This is a genomic window from Paenibacillus jiangxiensis (genome assembly GCF_046098255.1).
Taxonomy (GTDB): Bacteria; Bacillota; Bacilli; order Paenibacillales; family Paenibacillaceae; genus Paenibacillus; species Paenibacillus jiagnxiensis.
Genome location: NZ_JBJURI010000021.1, coordinates 106,509 through 123,562, shown reverse-complemented (window position 1 = coordinate 123,562; position 17,054 = coordinate 106,509). Strand labels below are relative to the sequence as shown.

13 protein-coding genes are annotated in these 17,054 nt (G+C 50.7%); all 13 read left to right on the top strand.

The features are described from left to right. Positions 1–246: 246 nt before the first annotated feature. Positions 247–1,290: a galactose ABC transporter substrate-binding protein gene (locus tag ACI1P2_RS19890; RefSeq protein WP_355321862.1), complete on the top strand. Its 1,044-nt coding sequence runs from the start codon at positions 247–249 to the stop codon at positions 1,288–1,290. 117 nt (positions 1,291–1,407) lie between these two features. Further along, the gene (locus tag ACI1P2_RS19885) at positions 1,408–2,919 is read left to right on the top strand and encodes a sugar ABC transporter ATP-binding protein (RefSeq protein ID WP_355321860.1); all 1,512 of its coding nucleotides are present in this window, start codon (positions 1,408–1,410) and stop codon (positions 2,917–2,919) included. A gap of 27 nt (positions 2,920–2,946) precedes the next feature. Continuing rightward, a complete protein-coding gene (gene mglC, locus ACI1P2_RS19880; RefSeq protein ID WP_355321858.1) occupies positions 2,947–3,954 on the top strand; it encodes a galactose/methyl galactoside ABC transporter permease MglC in 1,008 nt (335 codons plus the stop codon). A gap of 178 nt (positions 3,955–4,132) precedes the next feature. Further along, positions 4,133–4,813 (top strand): CAP domain-containing protein, encoded by a 681-nt coding sequence (locus tag ACI1P2_RS19875; RefSeq protein ID WP_355321856.1) that lies wholly within the window; start codon positions 4,133–4,135, stop codon positions 4,811–4,813. A 166-nt stretch (positions 4,814–4,979) separates the two neighbouring features. Then, entirely contained in the window at positions 4,980–5,813 is an 834-nt protein-coding gene (locus tag ACI1P2_RS19870) for a GDSL-type esterase/lipase family protein (RefSeq protein ID WP_355321854.1), read from the top strand. Continuing rightward, positions 5,813–6,781, top strand: coding sequence for an ABC transporter ATP-binding protein (locus ACI1P2_RS19865; RefSeq protein WP_355321890.1), 969 nt, complete (start codon positions 5,813–5,815; stop codon positions 6,779–6,781). The genes ACI1P2_RS19870 and ACI1P2_RS19865 overlap by 1 nt, the downstream gene beginning before the upstream one ends. After that, entirely contained in the window at positions 6,774–7,763 is a 990-nt protein-coding gene (locus ACI1P2_RS19860; protein WP_355321851.1) for an ABC transporter permease, read from the top strand. Before ACI1P2_RS19865 ends, ACI1P2_RS19860 begins: the two co-directional genes overlap by 8 nt. A gap of 79 nt (positions 7,764–7,842) precedes the next feature. Next, positions 7,843–9,825, top strand: a complete 1,983-nt coding sequence (gene parE, locus ACI1P2_RS19855) for a DNA topoisomerase IV subunit B (RefSeq protein WP_355321849.1) — start codon at positions 7,843–7,845, stop codon at positions 9,823–9,825. A 116-nt stretch (positions 9,826–9,941) separates the two neighbouring features. Next, a complete protein-coding gene (gene gyrA, locus ACI1P2_RS19850; protein WP_355321847.1) occupies positions 9,942–12,404 on the top strand; it encodes a DNA gyrase subunit A in 2,463 nt (820 codons plus the stop codon). A gap of 754 nt (positions 12,405–13,158) precedes the next feature. After that, complete coding sequence (locus ACI1P2_RS19845; RefSeq protein WP_355321845.1) at positions 13,159–13,575, top strand: MarR family winged helix-turn-helix transcriptional regulator; 417 nt, start codon at positions 13,159–13,161, stop codon at positions 13,573–13,575. Between the two features lie 416 nt (positions 13,576–13,991). Beyond that, positions 13,992–14,456 (top strand): MarR family winged helix-turn-helix transcriptional regulator, encoded by a 465-nt coding sequence (locus ACI1P2_RS19840; protein ID WP_355321843.1) that lies wholly within the window; start codon positions 13,992–13,994, stop codon positions 14,454–14,456. Next, entirely contained in the window at positions 14,434–15,936 is a 1,503-nt protein-coding gene (locus ACI1P2_RS19835; RefSeq protein WP_355321841.1) for a DHA2 family efflux MFS transporter permease subunit, read from the top strand. Before ACI1P2_RS19840 ends, ACI1P2_RS19835 begins: the two co-directional genes overlap by 23 nt. A gap of 513 nt (positions 15,937–16,449) precedes the next feature. Next, positions 16,450–17,046, top strand: coding sequence for a TetR/AcrR family transcriptional regulator (locus tag ACI1P2_RS19830; RefSeq protein ID WP_355321839.1), 597 nt, complete (start codon positions 16,450–16,452; stop codon positions 17,044–17,046). Positions 17,047–17,054 lie beyond the last annotated feature (8 nt).

Genomic DNA, 17,054 nt, shown 5'->3' with positions numbered 1-17,054 from the left:
TCGGAGGAATCATTCGTTCGCGGAGCGCCTCTCAACCTGCAAACGTAGCACACAGCTCAATACAGTATTCAAGCCGCCCACTTAGAGGAAGGACTATTTGCCCATGAAAATCCTCATACATTGATGAGGATTTTGATATTTTTGATGAGGATTTTGCATTACACTGCATCCCTTTTTCAAGGATAATGAAAGCGTGAACAAAAGAGAAAGCGGCTGATAGAGCCGCCCCAGGAGGTCTAATATTAGATGAAAAAAGTTACTTTTGTACTCCTTGCAGGTGCCTTGGTCAGCGGAGCGCTGGCAGGCTGTTCTTCCGGAAGCAAATCCGGCTCAGGCAGCGGAGGAGGCGGTGATCTTCCGCAAGTGGGGGCAGCGATCTACAAATTTGATGATACATTCATGTCCGGTGTCCGCAGCGCCATCGAGAAAAATGCGTCAGGCAAAGTGGCCGTGGATATCGTGGACAGCCAAAACTCCCAGCCGACGCAAAACGATAAGGTCGATCTGTTCATCACGAAGAAGAAAAACGCTTTGATCGTGAATCCGGTGGACCGTACGGCAGCCGGTGTCATTATCGACAAAGCAAAAACCGCAGACATCCCTGTAGTATTCCTGAACCGTGAGCCGCTGCCGGAGGATATGAAGAAGTGGGATAAAGTTTATTATGTCGGCGCCAAAGCCGAAGAATCCGGAACGATGGAAGGCCAGCTGATTGCGGATTATTTCAAAAACAATCCTGAAGCGGACAAAAACGGGGACGGCGTTCTCCAGTATGTCATGCTGAAAGGCGAGCCTGGCCACCAGGATGCCGAGCTGCGCACTCAGTACTCTGTGAAAGCGATTGAGGATGCAGGCATCAAGGTTGAGAAACTAGCAGAAGACACAGCCATGTGGGACCGCGTAAAAGGTCAAGAAAAAATGGCAGCTTTCCTTGGCGCTCACGGCGACAAAATCGAAGCGGTGCTGGCCAACAATGACGATATGGCTCTGGGCGCGGTAGAAGCACTTAAAGCTGCAGGCTACTTCAAAGGTGACAAATACATGCCTGTTGTCGGCGTTGACGCAACAGAGCCTGCCCTGCAAGCCTTGAAGGACGGAACACTGCTCGGAACCGTACTGAATGATGCCAGCAGCCAGGGCAAAGCGGCAGTGAATCTAAGCGAAGTGCTTGCCAAAGGTGAAACGCCTAGCAAAGACAGTGTCGGCTTCGACATTACAGACAATCAGTATGTATGGATTTCCTATAAGAAAATCACCAAGGACAACATTGCCGACGCATCCGTTGAGTAACAACCGCATGGATGGAGCTCAGGGCGGGTGGTCTTCCACCCGCTCCGCTTGTATCCGGATAGGAATGAGGAGTGCTGTGCCTCTCCATTAAAGACAAATACGCAGGGGGCGTAACAGATGGCTCAACATGAGTATGTTTTGGAAATGAACGACATTATGAAGGAATTTCCCGGCGTCAAGGCGCTGGACGGTCTGACCCTGAAGGTAAGACCGGGCACGGTTCATGCCCTGATGGGTGAGAATGGAGCCGGCAAATCGACACTGATGAAATGCCTTTTCGGCATTTACAGGCCTGACGGTGGAGAAATTTTGCTGAATGGCGTGAAAACGGAAATCAACAATTCGAGTGATGCGCTGAAACATGGAATTTCCATGATTCATCAGGAGCTTCATCCGGTGCCGCACCGGGATGTGATGGAGAACATCTGGCTGGGACGTTTTCCGACAAAGGGCATTGGCCCCTTGCAGTTTGTTGACCACAAAAAAATGAAAGCTGATACGGAAGCGCTGTTTCGTCAGCTTGATATCGATCTAGAGCCTGACACCCTTGTCGGCAAGCTGTCCGTATCCAAAATCCAATCGATCGAAATCGCCAAGGCGGTATCCTTCCATTCCAAAATTATCGTGATGGATGAACCGACCTCTTCCCTGACGGGCGTTGAAGTGGAGCACCTGTTCCGCATCATTCGCGACCTGCAAAAACAGGGTGTGGCAATCATATATATTTCGCACAAAATGGAAGAAATTTTGCAAATTTCCGACGATGTCACCATTATGCGTGACGGCAAAAAAATAGGCACATGGCCTGCATCCGAATTGACCACTGATTTGATCATTTCGCGCATGGTCGGCCGTGATCTGACCTCTCGTTTCCCGGAACGTGAGAATGTGCCGGGTGAAGTGGTGCTGCGTGTGAAAAATTTGACATCGCCGCTGCCGAAGTCGTTCAAGGATGTCAGCTTTGAGCTGCGCAAGGGTGAGGTGCTGGGGATTGGGGGACTGGTCGGTGCTCAACGCACGGAAGTCATTGAGGCACTGTTCGGCTTGCGGGCCATCGAATCCGGAACGATCGAATTAAACGGCAAGGCTGTCAAAATCAAATCACCGGAGGATGCCAAAAAGCTGGGCATGGCGCTCCTGACTGAGGAACGGCGCGTAACGGGCATCTTCCCCGTACTGCCGGTGCATGAGAACGCAGCGATTGCCAACCTGGGGCGCTACCAGACGCCGTACCTGCTGCTGGACGAGAAGCGGAAGCGGAGCGAATCGGACAAAATGGTCGAGAAGCTGCGCACCAAGACACCGAATACGAAGGCGCTCATCATGAACCTGTCCGGCGGCAACCAGCAAAAGGTGCTGCTTGCACGCTGGCTGCTGACGGAGCCTGACATTCTGTTATTGGATGAGCCGACACGCGGGATCGACGTCGGGGCCAAATTTGAAATTTACAGCATTATTTCCGATTTGGCGAAGCAAGGGAAGAGCATTATCATGATCTCCTCTGAAATGCCGGAGCTGTTGGGCATGTCCGATCGGATTATAGTGATGTCGGAAGGGCGCCTCACAGGGGTTCTGGAAGGCGAACTGGCCACAGAAGAAGAGATTATGAAGCTGGCTGCCCAGCACTAGGGAGAATCAGAGGGGGAAACTGTCATTATGAATACTGTAAAAATGAAGGGATTTTTGTCCCAAAACGCTATTTATATCGTGCTTCTTGTGCTTATTATCGGCATTGCCGTTTATGATCCGAACTTTCTGGCCGTAAATACGCTGCGTGACGTGCTCATTCAGTCATCAACCCGTATCATCATCGCACTTGGTATGGCCTTCGTTCTGATTACAGCCGGAACGGACCTGTCAGCCGGACGGATTGTTGGTTTATCCGCCGTCATCTCGGCTTCCATGCTGCAGGTATCCGATTATCCGCGCCGCTTCTTCCCGGATATGCCGGAACTGAACGTTATCATTCCGATTGCGCTGGCTGTTATTATCGGCCTCGTGTGCGGCATGATCAACGGCTGGGTTGTCGCCAAGCTGAACGTACCGCCGTTTATCGCTACACTCGGTACGATGGTTGCTGTATACGGCTTGAACTCCCTGTATTTCGATATGGAACCGAACGTATCCCAGCCTATCGGCGGTCTGCGTCCTGATTTTACGACCATCGGCTCCGGATTCATCGGCACCGGGCAGTATTCGATCCCTTACATCGTCATTATTGCCATTGTCGTGTCCGTCATCGTGTGGGTCGTGTTTAACAAAACGAAGCTTGGCAAAAACATGTACGCTATCGGAGGAAATATTCAGGCTGCAAAAGTATCCGGTATCAATGTTTCCAAAAACCTCATCTGGATTTATGCGATTGCCGGCGCACTGTACGGTCTGGCAGGGGTGTTGGAAGCTGCACGTACAGGCGGCGCAACGAACAACTACGGCAATATGTATGAGCTTGACGCTATCGCGGCTTGCGTCGTGGGCGGGGTATCCACTTCCGGAGGGATCGGAACCGTGCCGGGTGTGCTCGTAGGGGTATTCATTTTCACCATTATCAACTATGGTTTGACATTTATCGGGGTCAGTCCTTACTGGCAGCTGATTATCAAGGGTCTCATCATCGTGGCTGCCATCGCCATCGATATGAGAAAATATGCAACCAAAAAGTAAGGCCCAACTAAAAAAGCAACAAGGCCGCGGTCCTGCCGTGGCTTTTTTTCTGTAATTTAACAGGGCGATTTCCAGAAATTTGGGATAGGAACCTCGTGTCGAATCATGTTATACTGGCATTATGTTGATGACAAGTTTGTAACCTTTTTGTAAATTTATAAATCGGGAGATGAGAGCATTGAAACATACTTGGAAAAAGATTTTGACAACAGGTACCCTGACAGCAGCGTTGTCCGCAGCATTGGTATTGCCAGCATCAGCGGCACCTGCGCCAACGACTTCAACGGACTTATCTTCCTATATTCAGCAATGGCTTAACAATAACGGTTATGACGGATCTACAGTAAACTGGCCACAAAGCGGACAAACCGCATCCAAGCCAGCCGCTCCGACACAACCGGTGTCCAAACCAGGGACTACAACTAATAACAATGGCACTACAACCAATAATAACACAGGTAATACAACTTCCAAGACAGCAACAGACAAGTCGCAGTTTACGGCACAGGTCATCACTCTTGTAAACAAGGAACGCAGCAAAGCCGGTTTGAAGCCGTTGACCAACCATACGAACCTGTCCAACATGGCGCTGGAAAAAGCGAAGGATATGAGCAAGAACAACTACTTTGATCATAACTCGCCAACCTACGGTTCGCCATTTGATATGATGAAGAAATTCGGCATTTCCTATTCTTATGCCGGCGAGAATATTGCCATGGGGCAGCAAACACCTCAGGAAGTTATGAAAGACTGGATGAACAGCCAGGGCCATCGCGAAAATATTCTGAACCCGAACTTCACAATGATCGGTGTAGGCTACTATAATGGTTACTGGATACAGGAATTTATCGGCAAATAAATGAAATAGGAAAAAGCAGATCGGGAATACTGAAATTCCTGATCTGCTTTTTTGTGTTTTCTACAACAATAGTTCGCTTTCCGGAGCCGCGGCAAAGGGGAAATTTGCAAATCGCAAAAAGAAGCTTTATCTTTAGGTAGATTAGGGCATTCGGGAGGTATGCAAGTTGAACTCAACGAGCTGGATCTGGAGAATCACAAGCACTCTGTCCATTGCAGCCACTTTGCTGCTTATATACGGTTTTGTAGCTGCTGTTGCCGGGAATCTTTCGTCAGCGCCAGTGTCTCCGCCAGCTGAGGCGCCGGAAAGCGGACATGCCCCATCTCCTGCGGCCGGGACTGAGATCAGAGCCGTCGCGATCGGGGATTCACTTGCCAGAGGAACGGGGGACGACTCGGGAAGCGGATTCGCTCGAAGAGCAGTCGATCTGTTGGATAAAAGCGGGATGGATGCCAAGCTGATTAATAATCTTGGGATTAACGGGCTCACGACAGACGCTCTTATGGCAAGACTTGATGAGCCCGGCGTGCAATATGTTCTCAAGGAAGCCAATGTGATCATGCTATCCATCGGAGGCAATGATCTGTTTGCGGGCGGACAGGCTCTCCAGAGCGGCTCGGAGCCCCCGTCAGCGGAGAAGCTGAGGGCAACCCTGCCGGCTGCTTCGGCGCGCCTGCAGAAGATACTGGACAGCCTGCACGCCATCAATCCGGATGCGCGGATATTGTATCTTGGCCTGTACAATCCTTTCAGCGATTTGCCGGACCTGAAGGTTCCCGGCAATACCGTAGTTAGCGAATGGAATGAGGCGGCGCTCAAGATTACGAACAAAAACGATCATATGAGTGTCATTCCGACGTTCGACCTGTTCGAGCAAAACCTGGCTGCTTACCTTTCTTCAGACCATTTTCACCCGAACGGCGCGGGTTATCAGGCTATCGCGGAGCGGATCATTCAGGGCTTCGGCACAGCATCACCGGACGGGGAGGCTAACGAATGATGGACACTCATGACAGGGAAACGGTATTATCCGTACAGCATGTAAAGAAAAAAATAGGGCGGCGCTGGATTATTCAGGATGTAACGTTTGATGTATACGCAGGGGAAATTTTCGGTTTCCTCGGACCGAATGGGGCCGGCAAAACGACCACCATCCGCATGCTGGTGGATCTGATCAAGCCGACGGAGGGAACGATCAGCGTCTGCGGATACAATGTGAACCGGGATCCGGAGGGCGCGCTTACTTTTGTCGGTTCCATTGTTGAAAATCCGGAAATGTACAGCTACCTCACAGGGTGGGAGAATCTGGAGCATTTTGGGCGCATGCAGCCGGGTATCGACGCTTCACGAATCCAGGAGGTCGTCCATCTCGTTCAGTTGGACCGCAGAATTCACGACAAGGTCAGTACATACTCTCTGGGCATGCGGCAGCGGCTCGGCATTGCTCAAGCACTGCTGGGCAGGCCGAAGCTGTTAATTCTTGATGAACCGACGAACGGGCTGGACCCCAAGGGCATCAAGGAAATGCGGGCTTTCATCAGGGCGCTTGCCGAGCAGGGCATGGCTGTATTCGTATCCAGCCACCTGCTGAGCGAAATTCAGCTGCTGTGCGACAGGGTAGCCATTATCAGCCGCGGCACCGTGCTTGCGGTAGGCGAAGTAAAGGAACTGGTTGCGGATCATTCGCGGCTTGCGGTCTGGCAGCTGCGCCCGCGTGAGCAGGGTCTGGCTATTCTCCAGGGCTCGCCGTTTGTCAAGGTGCTTGAGCGGCCCGATGAGCAGGTGGATGACAGCATCATTGCCTCCGCGGGTGAAGGGGCGATATTCACCGAAATGGAGGAAAGGCATATATCTGAACTGGTTGCCCTTCTCGCAGGGTCAGGCATCGAGGTGCATCGTGTAAGCCCCATCAATCCGACTCTGGAGCAGCTATTCCTGAAGATGACAGAGGGTGAAGTGCTTGAATAATATACTGCCTCTCGTGAAGAACGAGACGATCAAAATTATGAAAAGAAAAAGATTTTACATCATTCTGCTCATTTTGCTCGTCCTCGTGCCGATATTTACTTATGCCCAGCTTAAGGCCGCGGAGAGAAACCGCGAGAAATTTGGCGGAGACTGGCGGCTTGAGCTGCAGCAGGCGATCACGGACAACCAGAACTCGCTTGGCAGCGACCGGGTTCCTGAGGAATGGAAAAGGTACCGGAGTGTTTTTATTCAGCAAATGCAGTATTATTTAGAGCATGACATCAATCCCAATGAGCCGGGAGCAGTCACCTTCACCCGTGAATTTATGGACAATTCCGTCAATCTGTTCATCCCGCTGCTCATTATGGCGATCGCGTCGGATCTTGTATCCGGAGAGCGGACGACAGGCACCATCAAGATGCTGCTCACCAGGCCTGTCCGCAGGTGGAAGGTGCTGTTAAGCAAGCTGCTGTCGCTCTTTATGTTTGTTTCGCTCATTGTGGTGTCCACTTTTGCCATGAGCTATCTCATATCCGGGCTTTTCTTCGGCTACAGCGGCTTTGGGGTGCCAGTATTCACGGGCTTCCGGATTGTCGGCTCAAACGTGGATATGTCAGCCGTACAGGCGATCCCGCAGTGGCAATACATGCTGCTGCAGTGCGGGCTGATCTGGTTTGTGAGCATGATTGTCGCCATGCTGGCGTTTATGGTTTCCGTCCTGCTTCGCAGCACGGCGGCGAGCATCGTGGTTATGATGTCGGCATTGATCGCAGGCACCATTCTGACCAACATGGCTTCTTCCTGGGAGAGCGCCAAATATCTGTTCATGGTGAATCTCGGATTGACGAATTATCTGGCCGGAAATCCTGCGCCGATCGAAGGTATGACAATGCCGTTTTCCCTGGCTGTGCTGTCAGTTTGGGGGTTATTATCGCTGATCGTTTCATTCGCCGTCTTTACGAAACGGGATATATTGAATTAAAATGGACAAAGTATAAAGAAAACATCTGTTTGCATTTTTGGTTAAAACAAGGTCATGATTAGACAAAGGGGGAGCATGAATGGTCGACCAAATCGACTTGTTCGCCAAGGGGGCTGATGGCAACGACCGTCAGGCTTCGGATTACGGGGCGGACGACATTCAAGTTCTCGAAGGGCTTGTGGCGGTACGGAAACGGCCGGGCATGTACATCGGGAGCACCAGTTCTTCGGGGCTGCATCATTTGGTATGGGAAATTGTAGACAACGCGGTTGACGAGCATCTGGCCAAATTTTGCTCCCGAATCGACATTACAATGCATAAGGACGGTTCAGTTACCGTATTGGACAACGGACGGGGCATTCCGACGGGAATGCACAAAATGGGGATACCAACCCCCCAGGTTGTTTTTACGATTTTGCATGCCGGCGGTAAATTCGGCGGTTCCGGGTATAAGAAATCGGGCGGCTTGCACGGTGTAGGGGCGTCCGTAACCAACGCGCTTTCCGAGTGGCTGGAGGTAGAGATTTACCGGGAGGGCAAAATTCACCGCCAGCGTTTTGAATATTGGCAGGATGAGCAAGGGGTTGAGCATGTCGGCGAACCCGTATCCGGGCTTGAGGTGCTCGGCAATACGAACAAGACCGGCAGCAAAATCACGTTCAAACCCGATATTCGCGTTTTCCAGAACGGCATTAATCTGAATTACGACACGCTCGCCGAGCGACTGCAGGAAATTGCTTTCCTCAACTCAGGTCTCCGCGTTGCCCTGAAGGATGAGCGCAATGGAAGAAGCGATGAATTTTATTATGAGGGCGGAGCCAGCCAGTTTGTCGCGTTCCTGAACGAGGGTAAGGACGTCCTGCACGATGTGATTCATTTCACCGGTGAAAAGGAAGAGATCGAGGTTGAAGTGGCTATTCAGTATAATGCAGGTTATACGGAGACGCTTGCTTCCTTCGTGAACTCCATTCCGACCCGCGGCGGCGGCACGCATGAGACCGGATTCAAGACAGCCTATACGCGAGTGATGAACGATTACGCCCGCCGTACGGGCATGCTCAAGGAAAAGGAAAAAAATCTAGAGGGCAACGACCTGCGCGAAGGCATGATGGCCGTCATCAGCGTAAAAATGTCTGAGGTGGAATTTGTCGGACAGACCAAGGATCAGCTGGGGAGCGCATCGGCGCGCAGTGCCGTGGATGCAATTGTGGCCGAGAACATGCAGCGTTTTCTGGAGGAGAACCCGCAGGTGGCGCAAACCTTGATCAAGAAATCGATTCAGGCCTCCAAGGCGCGTGAAGCGGCAAGAAAAGCACGGGATGAAATGCGCTCGGGCAAGAAGCGCAGCGAGAGCTCCAACCTGAACGGCAAGCTGACTCCTGCGCAGTCCAAGGACTTTACGCGCAACGAGCTGTTTATCGTCGAAGGAGACTCGGCGGGAGGCTCTGCCAAGCAGGGACGGGATTCCAAGATTCAGGCCATTCTGCCGCTGAAGGGCAAACCGATGAATCCCGAGAAAGCGAAGCTGGCCGACATTCTCAAGAATGAGGAGTATCGTGCCATCACTTCCGCCATCGGAGCGGGGATTGGAACGGAATTCACCGTCGATGACAGCAATTATTCGAAAATTATCATCATGACGGACGCGGATACGGATGGCGCCCATATTCAAGTGCTTCTGCTTACGTTCTTCTACCGCTATATGAAGCCGTTGATCGATGCCGGAAAGGTCTATATCGCACAGCCGCCGCTGTACAAAATCACCCGTAAATCAGGAAAGCTGGAAACGGTCAGATATGCCTGGAGCGAAGAGCAGCTGCAGAATTACCTGAAGGAATTCGGGAGGAATTTCGAGCTGCAGCGGTACAAAGGACTTGGCGAAATGAATCCGGAGCAGCTCTGGGAAACGACGATGAATCCGGAGACGCGCATCCTTTTGCAGGTGCAGATCGAGGATGCGGCCAAGGCTGAGCGCCGAGTGTCAACGTTGATGGGCGACAAGGTCGATCCGCGCAAAAGATGGATTGTCGAAAATGTGGATTTTACCGAATATGAAGAGTAAACCCATGTTTGCAAAAAAAGGCGGGCGGTTTTTCAGCCTGCCCCGCCGCCTTTCACGCTACAGGCGGCGTTTTTTACTTAGATGATTAACGGTTATTTTTAAAAAGAGGTGCTTAGATGAGCTTATCAGAACAGTTTTTGCCAGCTTTTCTGGAAGAGGTTGTCGGCGACCGCTTTGGCCGATATTCCAAATATATTATTCAGGACCGCGCCATTCCTGATGTGCGCGATGGTCTGAAGCCCGTGCAGCGCCGCATTTTGTATGCCATGTACGATTCGGGCAACACGCCGGATAAACCGTACCGGAAATCGGCGAAGACCGTCGGCGACGTGATGGGTAATTATCATCCGCACGGCGACTCGTCCATTTACGAAGGAATGGTCCGCATGGCCCAGCCTTGGAAAATGGGCCATGTCCTGATCGACGGTCATGGCAACTGGGGTTCTGTGGATGATGATCCGGCTGCGGCGATGCGTTATACGGAAGCAAGGCTTTCACCGATCGCGATGGAAATACTGCGGGATATCGAGAAGCGCACGGTTCTGTTCAAGGACAATTTCGATAATACGGCCAAGGAGCCGGTCGTCTTGCCTTCAAGATATCCGAATCTGCTGGTCAACGGCGTCAGCGGCATTTCATCCGGTTTTGCCACTGAAATCCCGACCCATAATCTGCGTGAGGTGATCGATGCCTGCATCGCCGTTATGGAGAAGCCTTCCATTGAGCTGGAGGAGATCATGACCTTTATCAAAGGTCCCGACTTCCCGACAGGCGGCCTGATTATGGGCGGGGACGGCATTCTGGACGCGTACAGAACAGGCAAAGGGCGTATCTATATCCGCTCCAAGACGGAGATTGAATCACTGCGGGGCGGCAAGCAGCAGATTGTCATTACGGAAATTCCGTATCAGGTGGTTAAATCCCGGCTGGTGACAGCTATGGAAAATATCCGCCTGGAGAAAAAGGTGGAGGGCATCGCCGAGGTTCGTGACGAAAGCGGCCGCGAAGGGCTGCGCATTGTCGTTGAATTGAAGAAAGACGCCGATGCGGAAGGCATTCTGGCTTATCTTTTGAAGAAAACGGATCTACAGGTGGCCTACAACTTCAATATGGTGGCCATCGTGAACAAGGCGCCGCATCAGCTGGGGCTGAAACCGATTCTAGAGGCTTACATTGCGCATCAGCGCGAAGTCGTTACCCACCGCACCCAATTTGAGCTGGAGAAGGCGGAGGACCGTGCTCATGTGCTCGAGGGCCTCGTTAAAGCGCTTAATATTCTCGATGAGGTGATCGCGGCGATCAAGGCATCCAAGAACCGTCAGGATGCACAGAACAATTTGCAGTGGATGTTCGGCTTCAGCGAGCGCCAGGCGGATTCTATCCTGACCCTGCAGCTGTACCGTTTGACCAATCTGGAGATTACTTCTCTGGAAAAAGAGCTGGCTGACATCCAAAAGAAAATTGCCCAGCTGCGCGCCATTCTGGACAGCGACCGCAAGCTGATCAATGTCATTCGCAAGGAGCTGCTTGAAGTCCGCGAGCGTTTCGGCATCGACCGCCGCTCCGCGATTCAGGAGGAAGTTGAAGAAATCAAGGTGAACCTTGAGGTTATGGTCAGCTCCGAGGATGTGCTCGTGACGCTGTCCAAACAGGGTTATGTGAAACGGACCAGCCTGTTATCCTTTACCCGCTCCGGAGGAGAACGCTACAGCTCCGGTGTCAGGGAAGGCGATTATGTGACAGAGCTGCTGGATGTGAACACCCTGGATTCGCTGCTCATCTTTACGCAGAGGGGACAGTACTACCTGCTGCCAGTGCATCAGATCCCTGAATACAAGTGGAAAGAGCCAGGCACGGCGATTGTCAATGTCATTCCTTTATCCAAGGAAGACCGGATTGTCAGCATTATTCCGGTGAAGAACATAGAAGAAGAGGGTAAAAGTCTTGTTTTTGTCACCCGCAAAGGACAGGTCAAACGCACGGAACTGAAGGAATACGCGACCAAGCGTTCCAGCGCGGTGGCCGCGGCCAGGGTGGCTGCGGATGACGAAGTGCTGTCGGTCACGCTGAGCGACAATTCGCGTGGTCTGCTGCTGGTCACCCGTGCCGGAATGAGCATTCGCTTCCGTGAGAACGAGGTGAATGCGATGGGGCGTGTGTCTGCGGGTGTCCGTGGCATCCAACTGGCGGACGATGATGAAGTCATCGCCGCGCTGTGGGTTCAGGAAGATGAAGGAGAGATTCTGGTCGTGTCTGATCTCGGATTCGGAAAGAGATCGCTGCTGCTCGATTATCCGGCTCAGGGCCGGGGCGGCAAAGGCATCGCGACTTTTGAATTCAAGGAAGGGAAGCGGGTGCGTCCGAACGGCTCCAGGCTGGTGGCCGCTTTCTACGTTACGGACGCAGTGCAAGTGAGCGTCGTTACCGCCGAAGGGCAAGTCCTGTCCTTCCTCTCCGAGAAAGCGCCGTTAATGGATCGCAAGGATACAGGAAAAGTGCTCGTTACGATGGAGAAGAAGGATCTTGTCGCGGACGTGCTGCTCCGTCCAGAGCCGCAGAGCTCGTCGGAAGTCGAGTAGGGCGTACCCGGATTGTCCTTCCGATCGCTGGTTGGGCGTACCCGGATTGTCCTTCCGATCGCTGTTGTCCCCGGATTTCCTGATTGAATAGGCAGCGGAAGAAATCCGGGGACAAAGGCGAGCGCTCCGCTTCTTCAGGACAATTCCGGGCACTTGGCAGGGTAGTATGCCTTGAACACTTTGCCTGTTCAAGGGATATTTTTTTGTTTGCTGATTCGAAGATGAAAAGAATAAAAAGCTTTTTAATGATCACAAAGGTCGAGAACGAGGGTTTCACCTGTTCTCGACCTTTCTTATTATTTTAGGAATCGCGTAAGCTTGGCGATTCCTTTTAATTAGGCACGCGCACGAAGCAGCGGAAAGGACGAAGCAATTCCGGAAAAGCGGTAGCGTTCGCCTTTGCCTCCGAATTTCTACCGCTCAAAAAATCATTGAGAAATTTGGGGGCAACAGCGATTGTAGGAATGCTTCGTTCTTGGAGCGCCTCAGAACGTATAAAGGATCGCCGAGTCTTATGAGGCTTCCGATTTGGCTTTTCCGCTTATTGTCGGGCTCTGTCTGTCAGGAAGGCAAGGTTTTTAAAGACGGCTGTCGAAATGCAGCATACCCCTTGGGTGTATGTATGACTAATTTCCTGTTTTGGTTGTCTTAAGCAGAACAGGGCAGGAAAAGAAGGCGCCACGGCGAAATTTAACAGCATGAATAAGTTGCTTTACGACGTGCATACAGATGACTTCTGAGAGGAGATGAAAGAGTGCAAACGTCTGAATTTGCCAAGCTGTGGTTTAAGTTGACCAAAGATTATAAAGCATATATGGAACAGCACTTGGCGCCTTCGTTGACCGAGTCCCAGCTAACGGTGCTGGAAGTGCTTAAGGAGAACGGCCGTATGAAGCCCTCCCAGCTGATCCCGGTCCTTGCCACGACACCCGCCGCAGTTACCATGCTGCTGGACAGAATGGAGAAGAACGAGCTTGTCACCCGGGTGAGGGATCAGGAGGACCGCAGAATCGTATGGATCCTGATCACGGACCGCGGCAAGGAGGAAGCAGACCGGGGCATTCAAATTCGTAATGATTTTTTGTCTGCAGCGCTTGGCCGAATCTCCATTCATAACCAGAGCCTGCTCGTTTATCTATTGGGTAAAATTACAGCGGCCGGACAAGTATAAGAAAAACGTCTATCGATGTACATTCAAAGAAGCCAGACCGCGCTTAGCGGTAGTTTTTCTTGCGATTATAGAATTGTTCAGCTCCGCTGAAAACTTGTAAATTCTATAATCTAAAGAAAAACGTCCATCGACGTACATTCACAGAAGACAGACCGCGTTTAGCGGTAGTTTTTCTTGCGATTCCAGGAAGCTTATACCAGGAAGTTTATACTTTCTGGAATCTTAATAATGGATGCAATCAGACAGTTTATTTTCGATTTTCAGAAAACTGTCTTTTATTTTTGCTAATTTACAGAAAAAAAGAGCGTGTTATGTTGACTATTACATAAATGAAAGGTTAAAATATATGGATGGAGTCATAACAATTCGCATACGAATGATTATGATGCTAATTAGAAATGAAGGAGGCTTAAACATTGGACGATAAGCATGAGATATACCGCATCGTTCAATCATTTAGGCAGGTTAACAAGACGCTGTTCCAGGTGTTTTGGCACAGTGATCTGCAATTGGAGTTAACGTCTGTCCAGTATCTCGTGCTCTCCATTCTGCATGAGCGGCCGGACATCGGTCTCGCCGAGCTGGCAAAGCTGGCCAACATGGGAAGCAGTACGATGAGCGGCGTTGTGGAGCGGCTGTGCAAGGGAGGGTATATAACCCGTGCCCGTCTCATGAACGACCGGAGGTCGCTGACATTGAATTTGACTGCTGAGGGAGAGGACGTCCGGGAACGCATTGATACACTTTGGATGGAGCGAGTTTCAAGCATATTGGAGATTCCGAAAGAGGATCTTGATTTTACATTGCAGGTCCATCAGCAAATCGTACAGAAGCTTCGAGAGAAAGGAATGACACAACGTGAACAATCCCCAAACTGCTGACACAGGCGAAATACGAAAAGCGCCGATCGTTGCCGCGCTGCTGCTCGGCGCATTTGTAGGTTTGCTGAATCAGACGTTAATCAATATCGCATTACCGAAAATGATGGCTGATCTGGCCATCGAGCCGTCGACAGCCCAGTGGCTGACAACAGGCTTCATGCTGGTCAACGGTGTGCTGATTCCGGTGACCGCTTTTCTGATTGCCCGGTTCAGCACCAGACAGCTCTTTTTAAGCTCTATGATTTTATTTAGCATCGGAACGCTTCTGTGTGCTGTTGCTCCTAACTTTACTGTTGTCTTGCTCGGAAGACTTGTTCAAGCCGCCGGGGCCGGTATTACGATGCCTCTGATGACCGTTGTATTTCTGAATATTTTCCCCATTGAGAAACGGGGACAGGCAATGGGCATGATGGGTATTGCCATGACCTTTGCCCCGGCCGTTGGACCGACGCTTTCCGGATATATTGTCGAGCATTATGATTGGCGTGTGCTGTTCTGGATTATCCTGCCGATCGCGGTGCTCGCAACGTTAATCGGTGCGTTTTTTCTGAAAAACGTGACGAAATTGTCCAATCCGAAGCTGGACATTCCGGCTGTCATTTTGTCCACACTGGGCTTTGGCGGCCTGCTGTACGGTTTCAGTGAGGCGGCCAATGCCGGCTGGAGCAGCCCGGTTGTGCTTGCAACGCTCGCCATTGGCGCCATTGCGCTGGTATTATTCATTATACGTGAGTTTAAAAGCGATGAGCCAATGCTGGAATTCCGTATTTTTAATTACAACATGTACAGTCTGACCACGATTATTAATGTGATCGTCACCATGGCTCTGTATGCGGGCATGATCCTGCTGCCGCTCTATCTGCAAAACATCCGCGGTTTTACACCCATGCAGTCGGGGCTGCTGCTGCTGCCCGGAGCGATTCTGATGGGCATCATGTCTCCCATTACGGGCACCATCTTCGATAAAATCGGAGCCCGCTGGCTGACCGTCATCGGATTAGCCATTATGAGCATCACGACCTGGGAGTTTACACGGCTTACTGAAACCACATCGTTTATGGAGCTAATGATCATCTATACAGCCCGCATGTTCGGCATGTCAATGATTATGATGCCAATCCAAACGGCGGGGCTGAACCAGCTTCCTCAAAACTTGAATGCTCATGGCACGGCAATGAGCAATACGCTGCGCATGATTTCAGGCTCGATCGGGACAGCTCTGCTCGTAACGGTCATGACGATGAAAACGCAGAGCCGCACGCAGGAGCTGGCCACAGCGCAAGGAGTATCCATGACGGACAGCACAGGCTTGGCGGGCATCACCAACCATGCTATGACTTATGGCATCAACTATGCGTTTATGATTGCCACAGGCTTGAGCATTGCCGCCCTGATCCTGTCATTCTTTATTCAAAATACAAATCCGCAGAAGCAGCGTGAAGTGGTGGAGAAAAAGAGACGCACGGCTGTTTCTTCGTAATAACTTTTCAAAAGCTCAAAAAAAGAATTCATCAAAAAAGACGACATTTCACTCGGAAATATATGAAGGAATGTCGTCTTTTTGTTCTCTGTCACAGGACAAGAAGAGGATGCAATATCGTGCCCGTGTCTATGTTTTAGCCTCTTTAATGTCATTTTCCATGCAGCAGCGCTGATTATAGAAGCGCCATAACCATTGACAGGAGCCAGAAAAGTGTTTGAAATAAAAATTGATTAATCGTTCAAAATAAAAAACGAACAATCAATAATATAAAGGTGGATGAATAAATGGAAAACAAACAATATTTGATAGCTGATGCACGGAGAGAACAAATCATTAAAGCTGATAGTGGTCTTGGCGGAAATTGAATATCACAGCACAAGCCTTTCTAAAATAGCGAATAAAGCAAAGATAAGTACAAGGTGATGCCGTGTCTGTACTTTTATTGACGTGCCATCCCCAATAAAATATAATGAATTTACCTTTAATTCATTATATAAAGGAGAAATCGTAATGGCCCGCACAAAGGAACAGAACGACCAAATGTCGGCGGCAACAAGAAAAAAAATCGAATCCGCCGGTCTAGCATGTTTTGTCCAAAAGGGCCTTGCCTTAACCAGCATGAAGGATATCGCGAAAGCGGCGGGCATCAGCACAGGTCTGATTTATCGGCATTTTGCCTCCAAGCAGGAGCTGTTTACCCAACTGATTGACAATACGATGATGGAAATGGCGGAAACAATACAGTTTCTCGATTCCGATGGGAATCCTTCCCGGACATTGACTCAGGTGGCGTCCGGTCTGCTTAAGGATATTCAGGAGAATGAGCTGATTTCGCAGTATTTTATATTGATGACCCGCTCGCTGCTGGCACTGGAGCCTTTGCCCCAAATGGCGGAGCTGAAAAAGATCGATCTGCTGCTGTTCCAACAGGCCGCCCGCTTAATTGAAGAAGGGCAACAGCTGGGCGAATTTAAGCAAGGGGATCCTTATCAATTGTCGCTCTTCTTCTTTTCCGTGATTCAGGGGATTGCTGATATGAAGCTGTTTATGGGAGATCGTTTCATGGTGCCTCCGGTCGAGGATGTGATGACTTTTCTCTATCAATAATGCGATTT

Bases quoted from the DNA above. Each gene is read 5' to 3' on its own strand.
- ACI1P2_RS19890 (WP_355321862.1), top strand. From the start codon at position 247: ATGAAAAAAGTTACTTTTGTACTCCTTGCAGGTGCCTTGGTCAGCGGA.
- ACI1P2_RS19885 (WP_355321860.1), top strand. From the start codon at position 1,408: ATGGCTCAACATGAGTATGTTTTGGAAATGAACGACATTATGAAGGAA.
- mglC (WP_355321858.1), top strand. From the start codon at position 2,947: ATGAATACTGTAAAAATGAAGGGATTTTTGTCCCAAAACGCTATTTAT.
- ACI1P2_RS19865 (WP_355321890.1), top strand. From the start codon at position 5,813: ATGGACACTCATGACAGGGAAACGGTATTATCCGTACAGCATGTAAAG.
- parE (WP_355321849.1), top strand. From the start codon at position 7,843: ATGGTCGACCAAATCGACTTGTTCGCCAAGGGGGCTGATGGCAACGAC.
- gyrA (WP_355321847.1), top strand. From the start codon at position 9,942: ATGAGCTTATCAGAACAGTTTTTGCCAGCTTTTCTGGAAGAGGTTGTC.
- ACI1P2_RS19830 (WP_355321839.1), top strand. From the start codon at position 16,450: ATGGCCCGCACAAAGGAACAGAACGACCAAATGTCGGCGGCAACAAGA.